Raw genomic sequence first — 21,548 nt, forward strand, 5'->3', positions numbered from 1 at the left:
TCGGAAGGCCCCCCAGCCCCGCTTGCTCAGGCGAGCTGTCGTCGATGGATGTGATCGAAGCGATTCGGAAGCGGCCGGGGATGTACGTCGGCGATGTGCGCGACGGGTCGGGGCTCTTGCAGCTGCTGTGGGAGGCGGTCGCGAACGCGATCGACGAGCACCTCGCGGGGCATGCGTCGCGGGTGCGGGTGACGATCGAGGGCGACGGCTCGTTCGTGGTCGACGACGATGGACGCGGGATCGCGCCGGACATGCGCGCGCTGACCGACCTCCGTCGCTGAGCGCTGCGGCGGGGCGTCACTGCGATCGCGTGGCGGCGCGCCATCTTGCTTCGACGTGCCGCTCTCGATCCGGCGCGCGCTGCGCCTGGGCGTGCGCTTTGCTCGCGACGCGCTCATGGATCCGCACACCGCGCGACCCGAGTTCGAGCACGAATATCCGACGTCCGACGCCGCACGGAGCATCTACGACGATCAGGATCTCCAGCGCGCGGTGCAGGCCTATCGGTTCTTCTATCCGACGGTCTCGATGGAGGCGATCTTCCACGGCAGTCGTGAGGCCGGCGTGGAGGACGGCAAGGCGATCATGGTGCTCGCCGCGGGCCCGCGGCACGTCGGGTTCACCGTCAACTCCGACACTCCGTACGCCGCTTGTGTGCTCGATCTCCAGTCGATGGGTCCCACCGTCATCGATCTCCCGCCCGGGCCCTACGTCGGAATGGTCGACGATCACGATCACCGATGGATCGGCGACATCGGCATTCCCGGGCCCGATCGCGGCGAGGGTGGTCGATATCTCGTGCTCCCTCGCGACTACGCGGGAGAGATCCCGCGTGATCATCTCGTCGCGCGATCACCCACGCGCCGAGCGCTGCTCGCGCTGCGCGCGATCCCCGGTGAGAGCGGCACCGAGGGCGCGATGGAAGCGCTCCGCCGCGTGAAGATCCATCCGTATGCGCGGCCCGACGCACCGCTCGACGTGATCGACGTGTCGAATCGCGACATCGACACGTCCCCGCTGCGCTGGGAGGACAGCCTCGAGTACTGGCGCCGGCTGCACGCGGTGCTCGAGCAAGAGCCGCCGCGCGAAGAATTCCGACCGATGTACGGGCTCCTCGCCGCGCTCGGTATCGAGCGAGGGCGACCCTTCGCGCCCGATCGACGCATGAAGCGCATCCTCGAGGCCGCGACCGAGACCGGGCTCGATCAGATGCGCGTCGAGGGGTTCGCGGCGGGGCGGCCCGATCTCCTCGTGTGGCCCGATCGACGGTGGGAGTGGATCGGCCTGACCGCGAACCCCGACTTCGAGTCGCCGAGCCACCTCGATCTGCAGGCCCGCGATCGCTGGTTCGTGCAGGCGATCGGCGCCTCGCCCGCGATGTTCCGGCGCGAGCCGGGAGGTGGATCGATCTATTTCCTCGCCGCCCACGACGAGAGCGGCGCCTACCTCGACGGCGCCAACACCTACGAGCTGCGCGTTCCGCTGCCGGTCCCGGCGGGCCTCTTCTGGTCGGTCACCGCGTACGACTCGAAGACGCGATCGCAGGTCCGCACCGCGCAGGACGTCGCGGTGTTGAGCTCGCTGCAGCGCACGTTCGAGCCCGGCCCCGACGGGTGCGCGCACCTGTACTTCGGCCCCGCCGCGCCCGCCGGTGGCGAGCGCTCGTGGATCCAGACCACGCCGGGCACCGGGTTCTTCTTGTACATGCGCATCTACGGCCCCGAGCCCGCGAGCTTCGACGGCGCGTGGAAGCCGAGCGATCTGGCGCGCGTCGATCGCGGGCCCGCCCGCGCACGGACGATCTCGCCGGCGGCGCTGCGCTCGATCTCGACGCCCGACTCGATCGAGAGCGCGATCGGACATCTGCGCTTCCACGACGGGATCCCGAGGTCCGAGACGGCAGCACGCCTCTACGATCATCTCGACTTCGTGCATGCCCAGAATGCCTATCTGAATGGCCTCCAGGCAGTCTCCGCCTACGCCATCCGCCAGGGTCTCCACGACGTCGGGGTGCGCGACAACGACGTTCTCGTGTTCTCGCGACTGATGGACTCGCAATCGCTCTTCCTCACTGCGAATTGCGACACCGTGTATTTCTGGTCGACCCTCGATCTGAGCGCCGGGCCGCTCGTGCTCGAGATCCCGCCGAAGACGCTCGGCGTGATCGACGACATGTGGTTCCGCTGGGTCGCGGACGTCGGCACGTCGGGCCCCGATCGCGGCGAAGGTGGGCGATATCTGATCGTGCCCCAGCGCTACGCGGGGCCGCTCCCCGAGGGCGGCTTCTACGTGTTCCGCGCGCGGACCGATCACGCGCTCCTGCTCGGCCGCGCGTTCCTCGAGGACGACGATCCCGCGCCCGCAGCGGCGCGCATCCGCCGCGAGCTGAAGATCCACCCCTACGTCGCCGGCGGAGTCGGCAGCAGCATCGGCGCCTATCTGCGCGGCGAAGGCCCGCTCGGCGTGCTCGGCGCGGCCGCGCGCCCGCCGCGCTTCGTCGAGGGCACGGGGCTCGTGATGAACACGATCCCGCCCAACGACGAGTCGTTCTTCGAGATGCTCGATGCGGTCGTGCAGCTCGAGCCGGCGGAGGCGCTCGATCCCGAGATCGCGGGCCACGCGGCGGCGATCGGCATCATGAAGGGTCGTCCGTTCCGGCCCGACGCGCGGATGCAGCGCATCCTCAGCGACGCGATCGTCGTCGCGAACGCTGCAGCGCGCACCATCGCGATGCGCCCGCGCCTGGCCGAGGGATTCCGCTACTACGGAGAGCAGTCCGGGTGGTCGAACCCGCTCTTCGTGGGTGGATACGAGTTCCTCCGACCGCCGCCGCACATCACGAGCGAGGGAGTCGAGCAAGCACCGAGCGCCGGTGCTCGCGCGCTCGATGCGCGCACCCAGATGTTCTATCTCGCGACCGGCATCACGCCGGCGATGTGCATGCGGCTCGAGAACGCCGGCTCGCAATATCTCGGCTCGTTCTACGACGCCGACGGAGATCCCTTCGACGGAGCGAGCACCTACGAGCTCACGCTGCCGCGCGGGATCCCCGCCGCGCTCTTCTGGTCGCTCACGCTCTACGACAACCAGACGCGCTCGATGCTGCAGACGCCGCAGCGATTCCCGCGCGCCGGCAGCCAGGCCCATCCGTCGCCCGCCGCGGTCGCGAGCGAGGACGGATCGGTGACCGTGTTCTTCGCCCCCGAGCGACCGCAGGGCGTGCCCGAGGGCAATTGGATCCAGACCGTGCCGGGCAAGGGCTGGTTCGTGCTGCTCCGCCTCTACAGCCCCCTGCGCTCGTTCTTCGACAAGACCTGGCGTCCCGGCGAGATCCGCCACACGACTCCGCGCGTCAGCGCGTGACTCGACAGGTGAACTCGGCCGTGAGGCTCACGGCGGGCAAGTACACCCCGGAGTCGTCGTAGTCGGGCGAGTTGATCTGCGCGGGCAGCGACGAGCACTGCAGTCCGCCGACGATCCAGCCCTCGTCCTCGAGCGGCTCGACGATCAGCGTGCAGCGCGACGGTTGCGGGCGCCCGTGACCGACACCGACATGCTCGCGGTCGGCGGCTCTCCGCAGCCGCTCGCGAGCGCAACGACGATTGCCAGGGATGGTCCGATCGATCCGACTCTGCTCATCGAGATGGCTCCTCTGCACGACCCGTGAATCCGCGGGTCGACTCCGACTCGTTCATGCCGCGCGGATCAGACGCTCCGCACCACGCGCGTGAGCCACAACGACGTCTGCTCGTCGGGATCCCACGGCCCGAAGCACTCGACGTCGTAGGTGCCCTCGGCGAGCGCGAAGCGCAGCACGCCGCCGTGCTCTTCGAGGATCTTCGGCTGCAGCGCGGGGTCCTTCAGCGCCTTGCCGCTGAGCGAACCGTCGAAGAGCGCGTAGTCGCCGCCGGCCGCGCGGAACTTCCGGGGCAGCACGTGCCATCCGCTCACCGGCATCACCTCGAGGTGTCCGTCGAGCGAGCGATCACCCTCGCAGTAGATCGCGGTGACGAGCAGCACGCCGCCGAGCTCGAGCGGGACGACCGTCGTCAGCTCGGGATCGCGCAGCACGATCACCTGGTTGCCGGCGAACTCACCGATCGCCGCGAACTGCGGCATGCGCTCCGTCGCGACGTCGCCTCCTGGCCAGCGATCCACGTCCGATTCGCGCAACACCACGGGGGGGCGACCCTGGATCCAGTCGTACATCCGAGCTCGCGGCCATTGTCGCTCGAATCGCACTGCGCTGGAAGATCACTCCGCAAGCATACGTGTCGACGCGCACGCCGGATGATCGAACGGCTCGACGCGGTCGGTGTCGACGACGCAGCGGTACTGCGGGCACGCACCTTCGCACCACACGCGGCCGTCGAGCGTCTGCACCGCACCGCTGCCGTCGGCGCCGATCGAGACGATCGCGACCTCCTCGTCGATCGCGCGCGGCGCGACGAGCGGATCGCCCTCCGCGGTGCGCGAGACGTGCACGCCGCCGGTGCGGCGATGGCCGAACGACGCGCGCGGAGTCCCGGTGCCGGCCTCGCGACGCTCGCCGCTCGCGGGATCGATCCGCACCCAGCGCGGCCCGACGACGACCCCTGCGGCGCGCGTCGCGACCACGATGCCCTGCGCGTCCCATCCGAGCGCGTCGTGGGTCTCGGCGAGGCTGCGATCCCCGGGGTGATGCGCGAGCACCGCGAGCGTGCGCGCGTCGAGCACGTACACGCCTTCCCAGTCGTCGCTCCACGGCCCGACGATCACCGCGAGGCGCGTCCCGTCGGGCGAAGGAGTCGCGCGCGAGATCCGGCTGTACGCATCGGGCGGGGTGAAGTCGGCGATCACCGCGCCGCGCTCGGGGTCGACCAGCTGGATGCCGTTGTGCGGATCGGAGAGCAGCCAGTGATCGTCGCGCCACTCCGCGTACTGCCAGATCCCGCTGAACGTGCGGGCGCGTGATCGGGTCCAGCCGCGCGCGCTCGACACGAACGCGGTGCGGCGTCCGTTCACGTCGCGGATCGCCAGCAGCCGATCGCCCGGGGCGGCGAACACCTGCCAGCTCGGCGGGTACTCGCCGTTGGGCCCGGTCGGCAGCGCGATCGGAGGCAGCGGCGCGCCCGAGAGATCGAAGCGTGCGAGCGAGCCCTGCGCGTCGATCGCGCCGATCCATCCGTCGCCGATCACCGGCTCGACGGGGCGCGACTGGCCGTTGACGTCGCGATAGCGCTCGACCGGCGCGTCGGTCAGGCGCAGCGGCGCGCTGCGCGCGGCCCAGTCGAACAGGAAGAGCCCGTGCGCGCCGTGGAGCACGAGGCGTCCATCGGCGAGCGGGATCCACGGTGCGGGCAGCTCGGCCTGGACCTGCCGGATCGAATCGAGCTCGGTGGGCGGTGCGCACTCGATCCACTCGGCGTGGATCGCGCGCGCGAGGTGCGCGCGACGCGTCTCGTCCTCGGTGGCGTGAAGGCCGATGCGATCGATCTCGCCCGACGCGTCGATGCAGCTCGTCCAGAACGTCTCGCGTCGCGCCAGCGTCGCGCCGTCGCGCAGCGCGTCGAGCCACGCCGGTCCCGTCGCCGAGAACGCGAGCACGCGGTCGTAGCGCCGCGTGAGATCGCGCGACCAGAGCACGTACGCGTGGCCCTGCACCGAGAGATCCCAGGGCGGCACGTCGATCGCGCGCGGCTCGCCCGACTCGAGATCGAACACCCGCATGCCCTCGTGGGTCTGCATCACGCAGAGCTCGGAGGTCGCGGCCACGCGCACCGCGTAAGGCAGCTCGCGCGTCCACAGCCACTCGCGGGTGCGGAGATCGAACGCGCCGACGCGCGCGCGATCCAGGATCACGCACGCACGCCAGAAGCTCGGATCGAGCTCGATGTTCGAGACCGACCCGAAGCGCTCGACCGCCCAGCTGATCCCGGTGTCGGGATCGAACACCCGCACCGCGTCGTCGATCGCCGACACCTCGCGCCGCCCGACGCCCGCGACCTCGATGCGCGAGTAGACGAACTGGCTGGCGGGCGCGTGCCGCACCAGGCGTGGCTCGAAACGCGGGGCGATCGCGGCCGGGGCCGGGGGGCTCGGCGCGATCGGCGTCGCACGGGGCGCGGACGCGCCGCACCCGGCGAGGAACAGCGCGAGGATGATCGAGAAGCGCACGATGTCGCGAACGACGGGCATGGCCGCGTGTCGATTCAGGTCTCGTCGTCCGAGAGCGGCTCGTCGGACTCGAGGGCGCGCCGGATCGCGGCGTCCTCGAGGGCGCGCATGTGCGAGCCCGCGCGCTCTCCGTGCCGCAGCGCGACCAGCTCCCCCACGATGCTCACCGCGATCTCCTCGGGCGAGACCGCGCCGATGCGCAGTCCGACCGGGGCGTAGACGCGATCGAGCGGCGGCAGCGCGCCGCGTCGCGCGCGGATGCGCCGGAGGATGCGCACGACCTTGCGACGGCTGCCGATCACGCCGAGGTACGCGTGGGGCAGCGTCGAGTAGAGATCGAGCGCCTCTTCGTCGAGGCGATGATCGTGGGTCACGACGAGCAGCCAGTCGTGCGCGGTGGGCGCGACGCGATCGCGCGCCTCGCGCGGCTCGGCGAGCACGCGGAGGCACCCCGGGAAGCGCGCCTCGTCGTTCAGCTCGTCACGATCGTCGACGATCGTGACCGCGAATCCGACGGTGCGCGCGATCGCGGCGGTCGCCTTCGCGACGTGGCCCGCGCCGAAGATGACGAGGCGCGGTGCGCCTTCGATCGGCTCCACGAACACCTCCATGCGTCCGCCGCAGCACATGCCGAGATCGCGCCCGAGCTCGCGCGCGATCACCCGCGGCGTCCCGTCGCGCACGCACGCGCGCAGCGCCTCGACGACGACCTGCTCGATCGCGCCACCACCGACCGTCCCCACCAGCGTTCCGTCGGGACGCAGCAGGAGCCGCGCGCCCGGCTGCTGCGGGGTCGAGCCCGCGGCGCGCGTCACCGTCGCGAGCGCGCCACGACCTCCGCCGCGCAAGAGCGCGAGGAGCGCTTCGGTGACCTCGATCATCCGATCGAGAACGTTACTCGACTTCCTGCACGTACTTCGACACCAGCACCTTCACGCCGTGCTCGCCGCCGAAGTCGATCTCGAGCTTGTCGCTCTCGGGCAGGGCGCGGAGCACGACGCCGATGCCGAAGCGCGGGTGGTGCACGCGGCGCCCCGACGTCTCGCGCGTCTTGTCGGGCAGCACGAGGGTGCGCTCGAGGTAGGGCTGCCAGTCGCGCGGGCCGTCGTCCATCGCGAGGTCGAGATCGAGATCGACCGCGGTCACGTCGACGTCTCCGTCGTCGTCCTCGTCGCTCGAGCCCGCCGAGAGGATCTCGCCCATCACGCCGTCGACCACGCGCTCGAGCCACGATCCCAGGGAGCCGCCGTCCGACTCGGTGCGGTCCTCGGGATCGAAGAGCGTGACCCGCAGCGCGAAGCCGGGATCGGGACGGCGCGCGATGCACACGAGGTGCTTGCCGTGCACGCCGAGCACGATGCGCCCCTTGCCGAGGCCCATGTCCCAGGCGCGCTCGGAGCGCGAGCCCACCTGCGCGAGCGAGAACTGATCGAAGGTCTCGGCGCGCGCCGCGAAGAGCGCGAGCGCGTCGTCGGCGAGCCGCGCGCGGAGGAAGTCTTCGAGCGTGTCGACCGCCTCGAGCGAGAGGGTCGGGCGGGGATCGATCGGCTTGGCCTCGCGGCCCTCGAGCGTCGCGACCCGCGCTTCGAGCGCGAGCAGCCGCGCGAGCGCGGCGCGCACCTCGGGGGCCACCTCGAGCGGCCCCGGCTCTCTCACGTCGCGCAGGGCGCGCCGTTCACTCGAAGGAGAGGTGTCTCGTCGCACGGCCGCCACTGCCCCACCCGCGCCGAATCCGGACTTCGGCTTCACTGCTCGTCCTCGCTCCACGGCTCTCGCGTGCCCCCACGCTCGTGCCGATCAGTTCGGGCGATCTCCTGCGAACACCACGCGCTCACCGGGCTCGCCGACGAGCTCCGCGAGCTCCAGCGCCTCGCCCTTGAACTCGTAGGGCACGTAGCAGTTCACCGGCTCCTCGGCGGCGTGCTCCATCGCGACGTGGATCGCGGCGGTCATCGCCTGATCGTTCTCGTCCTCGAGCGTCACGTCCGCGACGACCGCGACGGCGCGATAGTCCTCGCGCGACTCGCGCAGCGTCTTGCGGAGGCTCTCGACGACCTGCTCGGGCTCGCGCTCGTCCTCGCCTTCTTCGTCGGGCGAGAGGTGCATGATCTCGCCATCCTTGCGGAGCGCGAGCGCGAACGGCTCGAACTCACCTTCTTGCTCGAGCATCTCGGCGGCCACTTCGACCGCGCCGTTCAGCAGGTCGTTGAGCTCTTCGCGCGCATCGCGGTCGGACATAGTCGGGGACCATAGCGCCCGACTTCGCGGGCGTCACGCGGGCGAGTGGGGCGAGGTGTCACGCAGATCAGCGACGCACCTCGACCGCGTCCCAGAGGTCGTCGGCGCGCAGCCCGAGCCACGGATCGCTCGCCGGAGTGAGGAAGAGCTCCGCGTAGACGCGCTCGTTCAGCACGGTGAGCCCGGGCGCGGCGCGAAGCAGACCGCGGGCTCGACGATGCAGCGTCACCTCGTTGCGCACGCCGTCGATCGCGGCGACCGAGGCCATGCGCGCCGCGAGCGCGTCGACGTCGTGACGACCGCTCTTGAGGCGGAGCAGCGCGAGGGTGCGGGGGTCGGGGCGCGCGGCGAGCACGTCGGCGGTCGCGGCGAGCTCCCAGCGGATCGGGGGAGGCGTGGACACGCGCGCGAGATCGCGCGCCATGAGCCGCATCATCGGGGTCTCGATCGCGGCCTTGCCGACCGTGATCGGCATCGCGAGCAGCGCGCTCGGCGCGGCCTCGCCGGCCACGCCGGGATCGGAGAGCTGGAACGCGGCGTAGAGCGGGAGCTCGGGCGCGGCGGTGCGGCGCTCCTCCCAGCTGTGCCCGAGCGCGGCGAGCTCGGCGTCGTGCCCTTCGCGCAGGCAGGTGTCGAACGCGTCGCGCGCGAGCGGCGCACAGCGGGTCGCGAGCTCGTGCGCGCGCTCGAGCACCGCGACGAATTGCGCGGGCGCGTAGAGCCCGGGGATCGCGTCGATCGGGCGGCCGTCGGCGTCGAGCACGTAGTGCACGCTGTTGCCGGTGACGGTGCGCTCGATGCGGCGTCCGTCGCCCATGTCGATCGTGATGCGCGGCGCGGGGCGCTCGCTCGACCAGTGCAGCACGAAGCGCTGCGAGAGCACCCGCGCGACCGCGGCGTTCGGATAGAGCACGGTGCGGAAGAAGCGGCTGTTCGCGCACGAGAGCTCTTCGTCGAGACGACCGAGCAGGCGCAGCGAGAGGATCGGGCGTCCGGTGCGGCGCGCCTCGGCGCGCGCGGCGTCGAGATCGGTGTGCCAGTAGAGGCCGCTCGCGTGTCCGTCGCGCTGGGCGCTCACGACGTCGATCGCGTGGCGCAGGCGCTCGGTCGCGTCGTCGGGATCGATCGGCGGAGCGTCGCGCAGGGTGGTGATCGCCGCGGTGTGAGCCCGCATCAGCGCGGCGTGGCCGGCGGGGCCGAGCGCGCGCAGCGCGGTGATGGCGGGCTCGGCCACCTGGGGATCGGGATCGACGGCGCGGCGCGCGAGTGAGTCGGGATCGCCTTCGTGGTGGCTCTCGCGATCGGCGAGCGCGAGCGACGTCACGGCCGAGGTGGTGGCGAGCGCGAGCAGCACGAGCGGGAGCGCGTACGAGCGGATGCGAGCGGTCATCGGTGCCTCCTCGCTCCGAGCGTGGAATCGCGCGTCGCATGCGCTCGTCAGGGTTCGGTAAGAACGGCCTTTACCGAAGACTTACGGAGCGAACGCGCGCGGCGCGCGTAGAACGTGGATCATGGGCTCGGGATGACGACGACCCCGCGCGTGCTGGTGGTGGAGGACGAGGCGCCCATCCTCGACGGGCTGCTCGCGCTCTTCCGCGCCCAGGGCTGGGACGCGTCGGGTGTCGCCGACGGAGCGAGCGCGCTCGAGTCGCTCGCGGCATCGCGCGTCGATCTCGTGGTGCTCGATCTGATGATCCCCGGCGTGCCCGGGCTCGAGGTGCTGCGTCGGGTGCGGGCGCGGGGCGACGACACGCCGGTGCTGGTGCTCACCGCGAAGGGCGCGGAGGAGGACGTGGTCGCGGGCATCGAGCTCGGCGCCGACGACTACGTGACCAAGCCGTTCGGGATCCGCGAGCTGGTCGCGCGGGCGAAGGGCCTGTTGCGGAGGCCGCGCGTGACGAGCGGCGCGCCGCGACGAATCGCGATCGCGGGCGCGACGATCGATCTCGACGCGCTCGAGGTGCGCTGGGAGACGAGCGCCGATTCCCCCCGCAGCATGCGCCTGACCGCGCGCGAGGGATCGCTGCTCGAGTACCTCGCGGCGCGCGCCCATCGTGCGGTGACGCGCGAGGAGCTGCTCGTCGACGTGTGGGGCTATCGCGACGGGACGGTGCGCACCCGGACGGTCGACGTGCACGTGCAGCAGCTGCGCACGAAGCTGCGCGCGGTGCCGGGTGGCGAGGCGTGGATCGCGACGGTGCGCGGGCGCGGGTATCGGCTCGCGACGGGCGGGGAGCTCGACGAATGAGCACGTCGCGCGCGCGCTGGCTCGCGCTCGGCGTCGCGCTGCCGACGGTGTTGCTCGGCGTCGGGTGGCTCGCGGCGTCGGCGCGCGAGCGCGCGTCGCGGGTGCGCGAGATCGAGGGCCGGCTCGAGGGCGTCGCGGCGGCGGTGCGCGGCGCGATCGACGAGGGGCTCGAGGAGCTGCGACGTCGCGAGGACGAGCGACCGTTCTATCTCTACAACCACTACTACAGCCCGCCGGACGTGCTCGCGATCAGCGATCCGGTCGCGGTCTCGCCGCTCGCCGCGGGGCCGCGCGACGAGCGGGTGATCGGGTGGTTCCAGGTCGATCCCGACGGGACGGTGCGCACGCCGTGGACCGCGCTCCCCGACGAAGAAGGCCCGCCCGAGGCGGCGCGGGTGCGCGCGCTCGCGCGCAGCGATGCGCTCGCCGATCTGCGGGCGGTGGTGCGCGGTCGTGATGCCGGGCAGCTCGTGGCTCGGGCGCGCCCGAGCGTGGCCGATCCGGTGCTGCTCGCCGACGCGCGCTTCGCGCAGCAGAGCGAGCCGGTGACGGTGGGGCTCAACTACGACGCGGTGTCGCTGGCGAACGAGATCCAGCAGGCGCAGGCGGGCGACGTGGGCGCGTTCGAGCGGATCTCGCGACGCGGGCGTCAGGCGCCGGTGACCACCCGGCGCAGCGTGGGGCTCGACGAGCTGCAGCAGCAGCGAGGCTCGGCGCGCGACAATCCGCCGCCCCAGCAGGTCGTCCCCGAGCCCACCGAGTCGCCTCCGCTGGTGCCCACCTCGATCGAGGTCGACTACACGCCGATGCAGTGGCGCGCCGACGACGACGCGGTCGTGCTCACGCGCGTGGTCTCGCACGAGGGCGCGGCGGTGCTCCAGGGCGTGATGCTCGATCGCGCGGCGATCGCGTCGCGCTGGGTGCCCGAGGTGATCACGCGGGTCTCGGCGGGCGGGCCGACCCCGCGGGTGCTCGAGGCCCACGAGGATGCGACGTGCGCGCTGCGTCGCCCTGCGAGCGAGACGTTGCGCGGCCTCGATCTGTGCTTCGAGCACACATCGGTCGAAGGATCGATCGCCGCGCTCGACGGTGAGATGCGGTGGCAGGTCGGTGCGCTGATCGGTCTCGTGCTCGCGGTCGCGGCGGCGGCGCTGGCGATCGCGCGGGCGTCGCGGCGCGCCGAGGAGCTCGCGATGCAGCGCAGCGCGTTCGTGAGCGCGGTGAGCCACGAGCTGCGCACCCCGCTCACCACGATCCGCATGCACGCCGAGATGCTCGAGGACGATCTGGTCGACGACGCGCGGCGGCCCCGGGTCTATCGGGAGATCGCGACCGAGAGCGTGCGCTTGTCGCGCCTCGTCGAGAACGTGCTCGAGATCTCGCGGCTCGAGGAAGGACGCCGACCGCTGCGCAAGGCGCGCGGCGATCTCGCCGGACAGGTGCGCGAGGTGGTCGAAGCGCAGATGCCGTTCGCGTCGACGAAGGGATGCACGCTGCGGGTGATCGCGGACGAGCCGATCGAGCTCTCGTTCGACGCGCAGGCGATCGAGCAGATCGTCGTGAACCTGATCGACAACGCCGTGAAGTACGCGCCGGGCGAGATCGAGGTCGAGGTGCGTCTGCAGGGCGAGCGCGCCGTGATCGCAGTGCGCGATCGCGGTCCGGGGATCCCCGAGGGCGAACGATCGCGCGTCTTCGAGCGCTTCCATCGCGTCGAGCGCGCCGAGACCGCGCACAAGCCGGGCACCGGCATCGGGCTCTCGCTGGTGCGCGATCTGGCGCGCGCGCACGGAGGCGAGGCGAGCGCACACGGAAGGGAGGGCGGAGGATGCGAGCTGCAGGTCGAGCTGCCGCGATCGTGATGCTGATCGCGATCGGGATCCCAACGTCGAGCGCCCAGGACGAGGCGTTGATCGTGGAGCGGGTGCGATTGCCGCGCGCGCCCGAGGTGGACGTCGGCGATCGCATCGCGACGATCGTGCGCTTCGATCTCCGCCGCTACGCGCTGCGCTTCCTGACCGAGAGCCACGAGGGGCCGCGCCGCCCTGCGACCGACTGGGTGCGCGAGCATCGGCTCGTCGGGGCGATCAACGCGGGCATGTTCCTGCCGAGCGGGCGCAGCTGCGGGTATCTGCGGGCCCGCGGCGAGGTGCGCAGCAATCGTCGTCCCGCGCGCTTCGATGCGGTGATCGGGTTCGATCCGCGCGCGAGCGCGGCGCCCTTCGCGATCGGCGGCACGGGATGCGGGGTCGATCTCGACGGGATGACCGAGCGCTACGACAGCGTGCTCCAGGGCGTGCGCATGATGGTCGACTGCGAAGGACGCGCGCAGCGCACCTGGCGCACCCGCCGCTACAGCGCGGCGCTGCTGGGCGCGGATCGCGAAGGGCGCGCGGTGATGGTCCACGTTCGCACGCCGTATCGCATGCAGGTGCTCGCGGAGATGCTCGCGGCGGACGCGCTCGGACTGCGCGGTCTCGTGTACATGGAGGGTGGGCCCGAGGCGTCGCTGGTGGTCGACGCAGGGCGCACCCAGGTGCGCGAGATGGGGAGCTGGGAGGACGGATTCCACGAGGCCGACGACGTGCGCGAATTCTGGGATCTGCCGAACGTCGTGGGCGTGGAGGCCCGATGAGGCACGTCATCGCGATCCTGCTCGTGGCGCTCTGCGCGTGGCCGGTGCGATCGCAGGACGCGCCGCTCGGGGTCGCGGTGCCGATCGACGATCCCCGACATCGTGTGTTGCCGCGGGTGCGTGCCGCGCTCGATCGAGCGCGACGGGGCGAGGGCGTCGCGCGCCTGTCGTTCTGGGGCGCGTCGCACACCGCGTCGGATCAGTACACCGGGTTCCTCCGTGAGCGCCTGCAGCGGCGGTTCGGCGATGCGGGCGCGGGCCTGGTGATGCCGGCGATCCCGTTCGCGCTCTACGAGCGGCGCGACGTGACGATGCACGAGAGCGCGGGATGGCGCGGAGTGCGGGTGCGCGGCGCCGAGCGCGCGCCCGATCGTTACGGTCGCGCAGGGTTCGCGGTGGAGACGACGACCGCGTCGTGGGCGCGGGTGCGCGCATCGAGCGTCGCGCACGCCGAGCTCTGGGCGTCGGGCGCGGGCACCGTCGAGCTCCGGGTCGACGACGCGATCGTCGCGAACGTGCCGCTCGCGCCGGGCACGATGTTCCTCGAGGCCGAGGTCGCGCGTGGATCGCACGTGGTCGAGGCGCGCGCGCGAGGTGATGGACCGGTGCGCGTGTTCGGGATGCTGCTCGAGAGCGGCCAGCCCGGCGTGATCGTCGAGTCGTTCGGGGTGCCGGGCGCGAGGGCACGCGATCAGCTCCCGTGGGACGAGGCCGAGCTGCGCGCCCAGATCGCGCGACGTCCGCCCGATCTCGTCGCGCTCGCCTACGGCACCAACGAGACCGGCGATCGCACTCCGATGTCGACGCTCGATCGCGATCTGCGCGCGGTGATCGCGCGCTGGCATCGTGTGGCGCCGGAGAGCGCGTGCCTGGTGATCGGCCCGTCCGACTGGATGCAGTCGCGCGAGGGCGCGCTCGGTCCTCGGGCCCGCACCACCGAGGTGCGCGATCTCTATCGCCGCATCGCGCTCGCCGAGGGCTGCGGGTTCTTCGATCTGCTCGCGCTCCAGGGCGGGCCCGGCGCGATCGCGCGCTGGGTCGCGATGGGATGGGCACTGAACGATCACGTGCACATGACCGACGAGGGCCACGCCCGGGTCGCGGAGCTGCTCGAGCGCGCGCTCATCGCTCGCTGACCCATGGCTTCCTCGCCAGGCGATCCCACGCGACGATCGCCGCGTCGGCGCGCACCAGCGTGCACTCCGAGAGATCGTTCCGTTCCCGCAGCGTGCGCAGCTGCATGCGCTCGTCGTCGGGCTGCACGAACGTGAGCTCGGTCCACAGCGCGAAGCGCGCGAGCAGCGCGCCGATCACCGGCACGTCGACGAAGAAGCGCACCACGATCCAGGTATGCGTCGCGTCGATCGGGGTGCACGCGACGAAGCCACCGAGCCACGGCGTGAACGAGAGGAAGACGATCGCGGGCAGGCGCGCCTCGAGCGCGACGTTCCAGCCGCGGCGCGCCTTCTCCTCGCGCATCGTGCCCTCGGCGCGCACCACGCCGTCCTCCTCGCGCACCCGCCACGGATCGAGCCGCGGGCCCACGCCGCTCGAGAAGCGCCGATGCGCGAACGGGAAGTGATGCACGTCGAGCATCGCCTCCATCACGCGCGAGAGCGGCACGTCCCAGATCATCGTGCGCGTCCACGCGCGACGATCGTGGGCGGGCATCACGTCGGGCCAGGGCAGCGGCGCATCGCGCACCGAGCCGCGCCACATCCACACCAGACCGCGCGCCTCGCGCACGATGCGTCGCGCGATCTGCATCCGCGGGGGCACCCGCGCCTCCGCGCCCTCGCACGGCATCGCGACGCAGCGGCCCGACGCGTCGAACCGCAGCCCGTGGTACGCGCACTCGAGCTCGCCGCGGACGACCCGTCCTTCGCCGAGATCCACGCCGCGATGCGGACAACGCGCATCGTGCGCGTGCAGCACGCCGCGATCGTCGCGCCACAGCACGATGCGCTCGCCCATCCGCGTCACCGAGCGCGGCGCGCGCTGCACCTCGCGCGACTCCGCGATCACCCACCAGCCCTCGATCTCGTCCATGCGTTGCTACGCTGCGCTGCGATCGAGCGAGCCGCCGTGACCCACGACGCCAGCACGCATGACCTTCCGCGCCAGCCCACCACGTGGGGCCGCGCCCTCGCCGCGATGCTCGATCGCGCGCGCCCGCTCGGCATCGATCCCGAGGTGCTGCGGCGCGCGCTGGGCGTCGACGACGCGCTGCTGCGCGATCCCGATGGGCGGGTGCCGCTCACCGCGCTCTACGAGCTCGTGGAGCGGGTGATCGACGAGACCGGCGATCCCCACGCGCACCTCCGCCTCGCGCAGCAGCTCGACGTCGAGGCGTTCGACGCGCTCGGGCTCCTCGTGATGTCGAGCCCGACCCTGGGCGACGCGCTCGATCGCACGCTCGAGTACCAGCGCGTCTTCGTGGAGGGCGAGCGCTACGAGGGCATCGCGACCGAGCGCGCGCTGCACGTGCGCTACGTGCCGTGGGGCCCGCCGCGCGCCGCGCACGTCGCGATGGCCGACATCTTCGCGCGCGATCTGGCGGTGAACGTCGCGATGGTCACCGGCGCGCCGATCCCCGGGGTGCAGGTGCGACTGCGGCGCGCTCCGCCGGCGGATCGCGCGCGCTGGGAAGCGCTGCTCGGCACGTCCGCCGAGCTCGACGCGCCGGTCGACGAGGTCGTGCTCCCGAAGGACGCGCTCGAGCTCGCGATCCCCCGCGCCGACGCGGTGCTCGCGCGCTTCTTCGCGCGTTACCTCGACGCGCGCCTCGCGAAGCTGCCCGCGCCCTCGTGGACCGCGCGCGCCGAGCGCGCGATCGAAGACCTGCTGCCGCGCGGCGAGCCCACGCTCGCATCGCTCGCGCAGCGCCTCCACGCGAGCCCGCGCACGCTGCAGCGCCGGCTCGAGGACGAGGGCACGACCTTCGGCGCGCTGCTCGAGTCGGTGCGTCGCTCACGCGCCCTGGCGCTGGTCGAGGCGGGCATGTCGATCGCCGAGGTCGCGTGGATGCTCGGCTACTCCGAGCCCAGCGCGTTCCATCGTGCGTTCCGCCGCTGGACCGGACGAACGCCCGCGAGTTGGCGGGCGCGGAGTACTTGAACGGTCGTTCACGAAACGCCGGTGAGCGCGCAGGCGCGATCCCACAGCGCGCGTCCGAGCGCTGCGTCGTGGGCGATCGGGTTCGCCGCGGCCTCGTCCATGCGATCGAAGAAGCGCCCGCTCACCCGGGCGAGCGCGGGGTCGAGCGCGAGGCGCACGACCGGCTCGGCGCCGCGATCCGCATCGACGAAGAAGGGCCGGGCCACGGTGCGCATCAGGAGCTGGGCCCAGCGCGGCGCGTCCTTCTGCGCGTTGGTGCGCACCGCGCCGGGATGCACCGCGTTCACCGTCACCTGCGCAGGGTCGAGCCGCCGCGCGAGCTCGAACGCGAGCACCACGCGCGCGAGCTGCGCCTGGTTGTTCGCCGCGAGCATCGACCAGCGCCGCGACGCGAAGGAGAGATCGTCGAGGTCGAGCTCGCCGCGCCGGTGATAGATGCCCGCGAGCTGGACGATCCGCGCGCCGGCGCGCATCCGATCGAGCAGCGGCACGGTGAGCGCGAAGGGCCCCAGCGTGTCCACCGCGAGCGTGCGCTCGAGCCCGTCCTCGGTGAGCTCGCGGACCTTCGTCGTGGTGCCGGCGTTGAGCACCAGCACGTCGATGCGCGGCAGCGCGCCCAGCCGCGCCACCGCGGCCCTCACCGACGCCAGCGACGCGAGATCGACGAGCTCCACGTCCAGCTTCGCGCTGGGCACCCGCGCTCGGATGCGCGCCGCGGCCTGCTCGGCGCGCCCGCGATCACGACACGCCATCACCACCCGCAGCCCGCGCGCCGCGAGCGCGGCGCTCGTCGCCTCGCCGATGCCTGCGCTCGCGCCCGTCACGATCGCGATCCGTGCGTCGTCGTCCATCGCGCAACGAGGTTCGCACGGGCGCGCCGACGTCCAGCGACCTGCGCACACCGACCGATCGGGTGGGGTGCTCCGGCGCGCACCGCTCCGATCGGACGGGCGCATCCTGCGAGAGCGTCGCTCGTGCATTGCGATCACGACCTCGGGTCCGTACACCGAGGCCGCCAGATGCGTAAGTCGCTTCGCAGCAGCACCGCGGAGCCGCCGCCTCGCGCGATTCGTCGCACGGGCGCGCGCATCGGTGGGCTCTCTCTCGCGCTCCTCGTGCTGGGCGCGCTCGTGTGGCGCGCGGTCGAGGTCGAGGTGCCCGCGCTCGTCGCGTCGCACGTACGCAGCGAGCTCGCGAAGGTCGGCCTGCCGGACGCTCGGTTCCGCGTCGAACGCGTCGCGCTCGATCACGTGCGCTTCACCGAGGTGCGGCTCGCGCCGGATCTCGAGGCGGAGTCGATCGAGGTCGGGTTCGATCCGTTCGGCGATCGCGGCGTCTCGATGACGATCGAGGGTGCGCGCTGGTCGACCGCGCTGGACGAAGACGCGCTGCGCGAGAGCACGCCCGCGCGCCTGATCGCGCGCGCCGAGGCGCCGAGCGACGACGGTGGTGGCGGCCCGGGGATCGATCACGTGCGCATCGAGCGATCGCACGTGGTGCTCGCGCGCGCCGACGGCGCACCGATCGACGTCGCCATCGAGGGCGAGCTCGCGCCCGGCGACACCCGCGGCGCGATCGTGCTCGAGACCGAGACGTTCGGCGCGTGGGCGATCTCGATGCACCCGCGGGCGCAGACCCTCGAGATCGAGGCCCGCGCCGCGTCCGGCGAGACGCTCGACCTCGGCATCACCCAGCACGACGACGCGATCGCGTGGTCGCTCGACGGCACGCTCCCCCGCGCGATCGCCGCCCACCTGGCGCCGGCGATCGAGCTCTCCGCGTCGCCCTCGGTGCGCGCGCGCGGCACCGCGCGGGGCACGACGTGGACCCTCGACGACGCGCACCTCGACGTGCACGTGGCGCGCGCCGCGCACGAGGCGCACGAGGTCCGCGACGCGCACGTCGTGCTCGACGCGACGGGCGAGATCGCGCCGGGGCTCGCGCTCGACGTGCGCTCGCATCTCCATCTCGCGCACGCGCGCATCGAGGACGTGCGGCTCGAGCGCGCGGTGCTCGCGCCCCGGCTCGACGTGGAGCGTGCGGTCGACGGATCGATCATCGCCCACACCCGGACCGACGTCGGCGTGAAGCTCGGCGTGTTCGCGGTGGGCTCCGAGGACTCCGCGCTGAGCTTCCACGACGTGGCGCTCGCGCTCTCACCGCGCGGCGATCGCCCGATGATCGCGCGCACGACCGGCGGCGACGTCGAGATCACGCTCCACGCGCGCGCTCGCTCTCCGCGCGCCGACGGAGTGCTCCGCGCGTCCGGCGTTCGCGCCGATGGCGACGTCGATCTCGTGCTCGGCGCGAATCCGTCGCTCGCGGCGCCTCTCGCGATCCGCGTCGCGCGCATGACCCAGACCGACGCCGAGCTCTCGCTGCGCGACGTGCGCCTCGATCTCCCGTTCGATCTCGACGCGCAACAGTCGATCCGTGCGCGTGGTCGCGGCCGCGCGCGCCACTCGGCGTGGAGCGGTGTCGCGCTGGGACCGACCGAGGGCACGCTCGCGCTCGTCGGTGATCAGCTCGGGCTCACGCTCGAGGGCCGCGCCAGCGCGCGCGCCCCGTTCCACGTCGACGTCGCGCTGGGCATCGAGACCGGCCGCGGCCACGTCGACATCGAGGTGCCGATCGCGCCGATCGACGCGAACGACGCGCTGCACCGTGTGTTCGCGAAGCACTGCGGCGCGCGCATCGTGGGCCGCACCGGCGTGTCGCTGCACGGGCTGCTCGGTCCGCAGGTCGGTGCGGGCGAGGGGCGCGTCACGTTCGAGAACGTCGCGCTCGAGAACGAGTCGGGCCAGCTCCAGGCGAGCGGTCTCAGCGGCACGCTCGACCTCGCGCACCTCGATCCGCCGGTGAGCGCGGGCGCCGACCGCGTGCGCTGGGACGCGCTCACGCTCGGCGGAACGATCTCGCTCCGCGAGGGCAGCGCGAACATCCACTTCGCGCGCCCGCCGCGCGGCGCGGGTCGCACCGCGTCGGGCACGGTGCGCCGCGAGATCGTGATCGCGGGCGCCGAGGCGGCGGTCGGTGGTGGCCGCGTGCAGGTCGCGCCGTTCCGCGTCGATCCCGAGGCGCCGAGCCTCGCGCTCGATCTCACGCTGCGCGGCATCGAGCTGCAGCGCCTCGCGAGCGCGGTCTCGAGCGGTCGCGCGAGCGGCACCGGCCGGCTCGACGGGCGCATGTCGCTGCGCGTCGATCTCGTGGCGGACACTCCGCGCATCGTGCTCGGTCGTGGTCGTCTCTCGGCGCGCGGTCCCGGCCGCGTGCGCATCCGTGAATTGCCGGCGTCGGCGACGCCCGCGCGTGGTCTCGATCAGCTCCGCGACGGCGAGTGGATCGAGCAGCGCGTGCTCGCCGCGCTCGCCGACTTCGAATACTCACGTCTCGCATTCGAGCTCCACGGCGAAGAGGGAACGACGCGCCTGCGCGCGCGTGTTCAGGGTCGTGGCGCGCGTACGCCGCAGGAGCTCGATCTCACTCTCCAGGTCAACGGACTGCAGCCTGCGCTCGATCGGGGCCTCGTGCTCCTCGGTCGCGGGCCCTCGCAGGAGCCTTCATGAAGTCGATGTCGTTCGTTCGTGCTGGTCGTCGTGCGCTCATCGCGCTCGGCCTCGTCTCGGTCCCGTGCTTCGCCTCGGGGTGCTTCTCGCACGCGGTGCGTGTCGAGCCGATCACCGTCGCGCCGGTGCAGGTGACGATGGACGTGAACCTGCACGTCGACGACGAGCGCGCGGCCGCCGAGCAGGACGACGCAGCCGCTCCGTCGACCGAGCAGGCGACCACCGCGACGCCCGACGAGGGCTGATCGCGGACGAGCACGTCGGACGAGCACGCGTACGGTTCGTCGGGCACGCAGGGCAGACGCATCGCTCGTCCACCCATCACGCCCAACTTCCGCGCGAAGCGCGCACACGCGCGAAGCGCGGTGCTACCCGCGAGCGTCCGAGCCGCGCGAATAGCGCGGATCGATCGCGAGCCTCCCCAGCCCCACCCAGCGAGACGGCAGAACCGCGGTACCGGGCGGGTGGGGTGGGTCCGACGCCCCCGTGCGACGGGGGCTCGCAGAGGCCGACCGCAGACTGATCGAAGCATCGCGGCAGAGCGCAACGCGCGCGCCGCGATGCGCCCACCGCGTCCCGACGCTCTCACCGCGCTCGTGAGGCAGCCCGCGAGCACCCAGGGGCGGCGGACCCACCCCACCCGCCGCACGCCGAAGCCTCTCCGATCCGAAGCCTCTCAGCCCTTGCGAGACCGAACGAACCCCGCCCGCCGAATCGCGTCCAGCAAGATCGGCGGAAGCAGGTTCTCGCCCACCTCGCTCAGCGTCAGCGGGATCGACTCACCGGGGCGACGCTTGAAGATCGTCGTGTGCGACGCCGCGACCTCCGAGGCCGGGCGCCCGTTCGAGTAGTAGTAGAGCGCGACCGAGCGACGCTGGCGCTCCGGCGGGCACTGGAGCGGATCCGGGTGTCCGTGGTTCGCGAAGTCGGTCGTGTTGAACACGACCATGCGGTTGAAGAGCGGCGCGACCTTGTGCTCCGCCTTCTTCATCTCGGTGTCCCAGAGCTCCAGGTGGCCGCCCCACGACTCGTCCCAGTCCTTGTTGAGGTAGACGAGCACGTTGATGCGGCGATCGAGCTTCAAGAGCGTGTGCTTGTTGAAGTCGACGTGGACCTTGAGCATCCCGCCGCGCTCGATCTGGTGCAGGCCGCCGCCCTCGTACCACGGGTCGGGCACGAGCCCCTGGATGCCCGTGAGCTCCTCGAGGAACTGGATGAACGGCGCCGAGTTGAGCTCGTGCAGGAAGAGCCGCGTCGTCGGCCCGAGGCGCTCCTCGTCGCGCGAGCCCAGCTTCTTCTGCAGCGGATCGTCGTAGCGCTCCCAGCCCTCGGTGCGCGGCGACGGGAACTCCGAGAGCACGCGCTCGAGCAGCTCGGTCGGGAAGAGACCGTCGATCACGGTGTGGGGGAACGGCGCGTTCTCGCGATGCACCGTCGCGCGCTCGCGCGCGACCTCGAGCAGCGCGTCGCGATCGAAGAAGAAAGGCAGCGCCTCGGCGGGCTTCATCACCGGCTTCACGTGGACCTCACCTCGCTCCCTGGGATCTCTCTCGGAGGCCGGATGTACACCCGGGACCCCGGATCGTCG

At 72.3% G+C, this 21,548-nt stretch carries 18 protein-coding genes and 1 pseudogene; 10 read left to right on the forward strand and 9 right to left on the reverse strand.

Going from position 1 to position 21,548, the window contains the following annotated elements; translation table 11 throughout:
• Window positions 1-44: 44 nt before the first annotated feature.
• The 3 genes and pseudogenes from I5071_RS36165 to I5071_RS46715 form a co-directional block, all read left to right on the forward strand.
• Window positions 45-254, forward strand: a pseudogene (locus I5071_RS36165) (ATP-binding protein); the annotation flags it as partial.
• A gap of 82 nt (window positions 255-336) precedes the next feature.
• Window positions 337-3,363 carry a DUF1254 domain-containing protein gene (locus I5071_RS36170; protein ID WP_236517915.1) on the forward strand — a complete coding sequence of 1,009 codons (3,027 nt, stop codon included), beginning with the start codon at window positions 337-339 and terminating at the stop codon, window positions 3,361-3,363.
• Window positions 3,364-3,538: 175 nt separating this feature from the next.
• A complete protein-coding gene (locus I5071_RS46715) occupies window positions 3,539-3,667 on the forward strand; it encodes a hypothetical protein (RefSeq protein ID WP_268921176.1) in 129 nt (42 codons plus the stop codon).
• A 38-nt stretch (window positions 3,668-3,705) separates the two neighbouring features.
• Here the strand turns inward: I5071_RS46715 and I5071_RS36175 are convergent, their stop codons facing one another.
• The 6 genes from I5071_RS36175 to I5071_RS36200 all read right to left on the reverse strand — a co-directional run bounded on the left by I5071_RS36175 (window position 3,706) and on the right by I5071_RS36200 (window position 9,784).
• Window positions 3,706-4,158 carry a hypothetical protein gene (locus tag I5071_RS36175; protein WP_236517916.1) on the reverse strand — a complete coding sequence of 151 codons (453 nt, stop codon included), beginning with the start codon at window positions 4,156-4,158 and terminating at the stop codon, window positions 3,706-3,708.
• Between the two features lie 96 nt (window positions 4,159-4,254).
• A complete protein-coding gene (locus I5071_RS36180) occupies window positions 4,255-6,177 on the reverse strand; it encodes a hypothetical protein (protein WP_236517917.1) in 1,923 nt (640 codons plus the stop codon).
• Window positions 6,178-6,191: 14 nt separating this feature from the next.
• Entirely contained in the window at window positions 6,192-7,037 is an 846-nt protein-coding gene (locus I5071_RS36185; RefSeq protein ID WP_236517918.1) for an XdhC family protein, read from the reverse strand.
• 13 nt (window positions 7,038-7,050) lie between these two features.
• Entirely contained in the window at window positions 7,051-7,812 is a 762-nt protein-coding gene (locus I5071_RS36190) for a hypothetical protein (protein WP_236517919.1), read from the reverse strand.
• A gap of 141 nt (window positions 7,813-7,953) precedes the next feature.
• Window positions 7,954-8,394 carry a hypothetical protein gene (locus I5071_RS36195; RefSeq protein WP_236517920.1) on the reverse strand — a complete coding sequence of 147 codons (441 nt, stop codon included), beginning with the start codon at window positions 8,392-8,394 and terminating at the stop codon, window positions 7,954-7,956.
• 67 nt (window positions 8,395-8,461) lie between these two features.
• Complete coding sequence (locus I5071_RS36200; RefSeq protein ID WP_236517921.1) at window positions 8,462-9,784, reverse strand: hypothetical protein; 1,323 nt, start codon at window positions 9,782-9,784, stop codon at window positions 8,462-8,464.
• Window positions 9,785-9,916: 132 nt separating this feature from the next.
• On the opposite strand from I5071_RS36200, the gene I5071_RS36205 reads away from it, so the two are divergent.
• The 4 genes from I5071_RS36205 to I5071_RS36220 are packed head-to-tail and all read left to right on the forward strand — an operon-like array spanning window position 9,917 to window position 14,413.
• A complete protein-coding gene (locus I5071_RS36205; RefSeq protein ID WP_236517922.1) occupies window positions 9,917-10,642 on the forward strand; it encodes a response regulator transcription factor in 726 nt (241 codons plus the stop codon).
• Complete coding sequence (locus I5071_RS36210; RefSeq protein WP_236517923.1) at window positions 10,639-12,504, forward strand: sensor histidine kinase; 1,866 nt, start codon at window positions 10,639-10,641, stop codon at window positions 12,502-12,504. Before I5071_RS36205 ends, I5071_RS36210 begins: the two co-directional genes overlap by 4 nt.
• Window positions 12,504-13,277 (forward strand): phosphodiester glycosidase family protein, encoded by a 774-nt coding sequence (locus tag I5071_RS36215; RefSeq protein ID WP_236517924.1) that lies wholly within the window; start codon window positions 12,504-12,506, stop codon window positions 13,275-13,277. The genes I5071_RS36210 and I5071_RS36215 overlap by 1 nt, the downstream gene beginning before the upstream one ends.
• Window positions 13,274-14,413: a GDSL-type esterase/lipase family protein gene (locus I5071_RS36220; protein WP_236517925.1), complete on the forward strand. Its 1,140-nt coding sequence runs from the start codon at window positions 13,274-13,276 to the stop codon at window positions 14,411-14,413. The genes I5071_RS36215 and I5071_RS36220 overlap by 4 nt, the downstream gene beginning before the upstream one ends.
• Here I5071_RS36220 and I5071_RS36225 read toward each other — a convergent pair.
• Window positions 14,400-15,326 (reverse strand): Rieske 2Fe-2S domain-containing protein, encoded by a 927-nt coding sequence (locus tag I5071_RS36225; protein ID WP_236517926.1) that lies wholly within the window; start codon window positions 15,324-15,326, stop codon window positions 14,400-14,402. The two genes, I5071_RS36220 and I5071_RS36225, sit on opposite strands and share 14 nt — an antisense overlap.
• Before the next feature lie 36 nt (window positions 15,327-15,362).
• Here I5071_RS36225 and I5071_RS36230 point away from each other — a divergent pair, with 36 nt between their 5' ends.
• Entirely contained in the window at window positions 15,363-16,394 is a 1,032-nt protein-coding gene (locus tag I5071_RS36230) for an AraC family transcriptional regulator (RefSeq protein ID WP_236517927.1), read from the forward strand.
• Between the two features lie 8 nt (window positions 16,395-16,402).
• Here the strand turns inward: I5071_RS36230 and I5071_RS36235 are convergent, their stop codons facing one another.
• On the reverse strand, window positions 16,403-17,245 hold the full coding sequence (locus tag I5071_RS36235) for an SDR family NAD(P)-dependent oxidoreductase (protein ID WP_236517928.1): 843 nt from the start codon (window positions 17,243-17,245) through the stop codon (window positions 16,403-16,405).
• Window positions 17,246-17,413: 168 nt separating this feature from the next.
• Here I5071_RS36235 and I5071_RS36240 point away from each other — a divergent pair, with 168 nt between their 5' ends.
• On the forward strand, window positions 17,414-19,960 hold the full coding sequence (locus tag I5071_RS36240) for an intermembrane phospholipid transport protein YdbH family protein (RefSeq protein ID WP_236517929.1): 2,547 nt from the start codon (window positions 17,414-17,416) through the stop codon (window positions 19,958-19,960).
• 5 nt (window positions 19,961-19,965) lie between these two features.
• Window positions 19,966-20,205, forward strand: coding sequence for a hypothetical protein (locus I5071_RS36245; RefSeq protein ID WP_236517930.1), 240 nt, complete (start codon window positions 19,966-19,968; stop codon window positions 20,203-20,205).
• A gap of 431 nt (window positions 20,206-20,636) precedes the next feature.
• Here I5071_RS36245 and I5071_RS36250 read toward each other — a convergent pair whose 3' ends face one another.
• The gene (locus I5071_RS36250; RefSeq protein ID WP_236517931.1) at window positions 20,637-21,479 is read right to left on the reverse strand and encodes a 2OG-Fe(II) oxygenase; all 843 of its coding nucleotides are present in this window, start codon (window positions 21,477-21,479) and stop codon (window positions 20,637-20,639) included.
• Window positions 21,480-21,548: the final 69 nt, after the last annotated feature.

It is taken from the genome of Sandaracinus amylolyticus (assembly GCF_021631985.1).
GTDB lineage: Bacteria > Myxococcota_A > Polyangia > Polyangiales > Sandaracinaceae > Sandaracinus > Sandaracinus amylolyticus_A.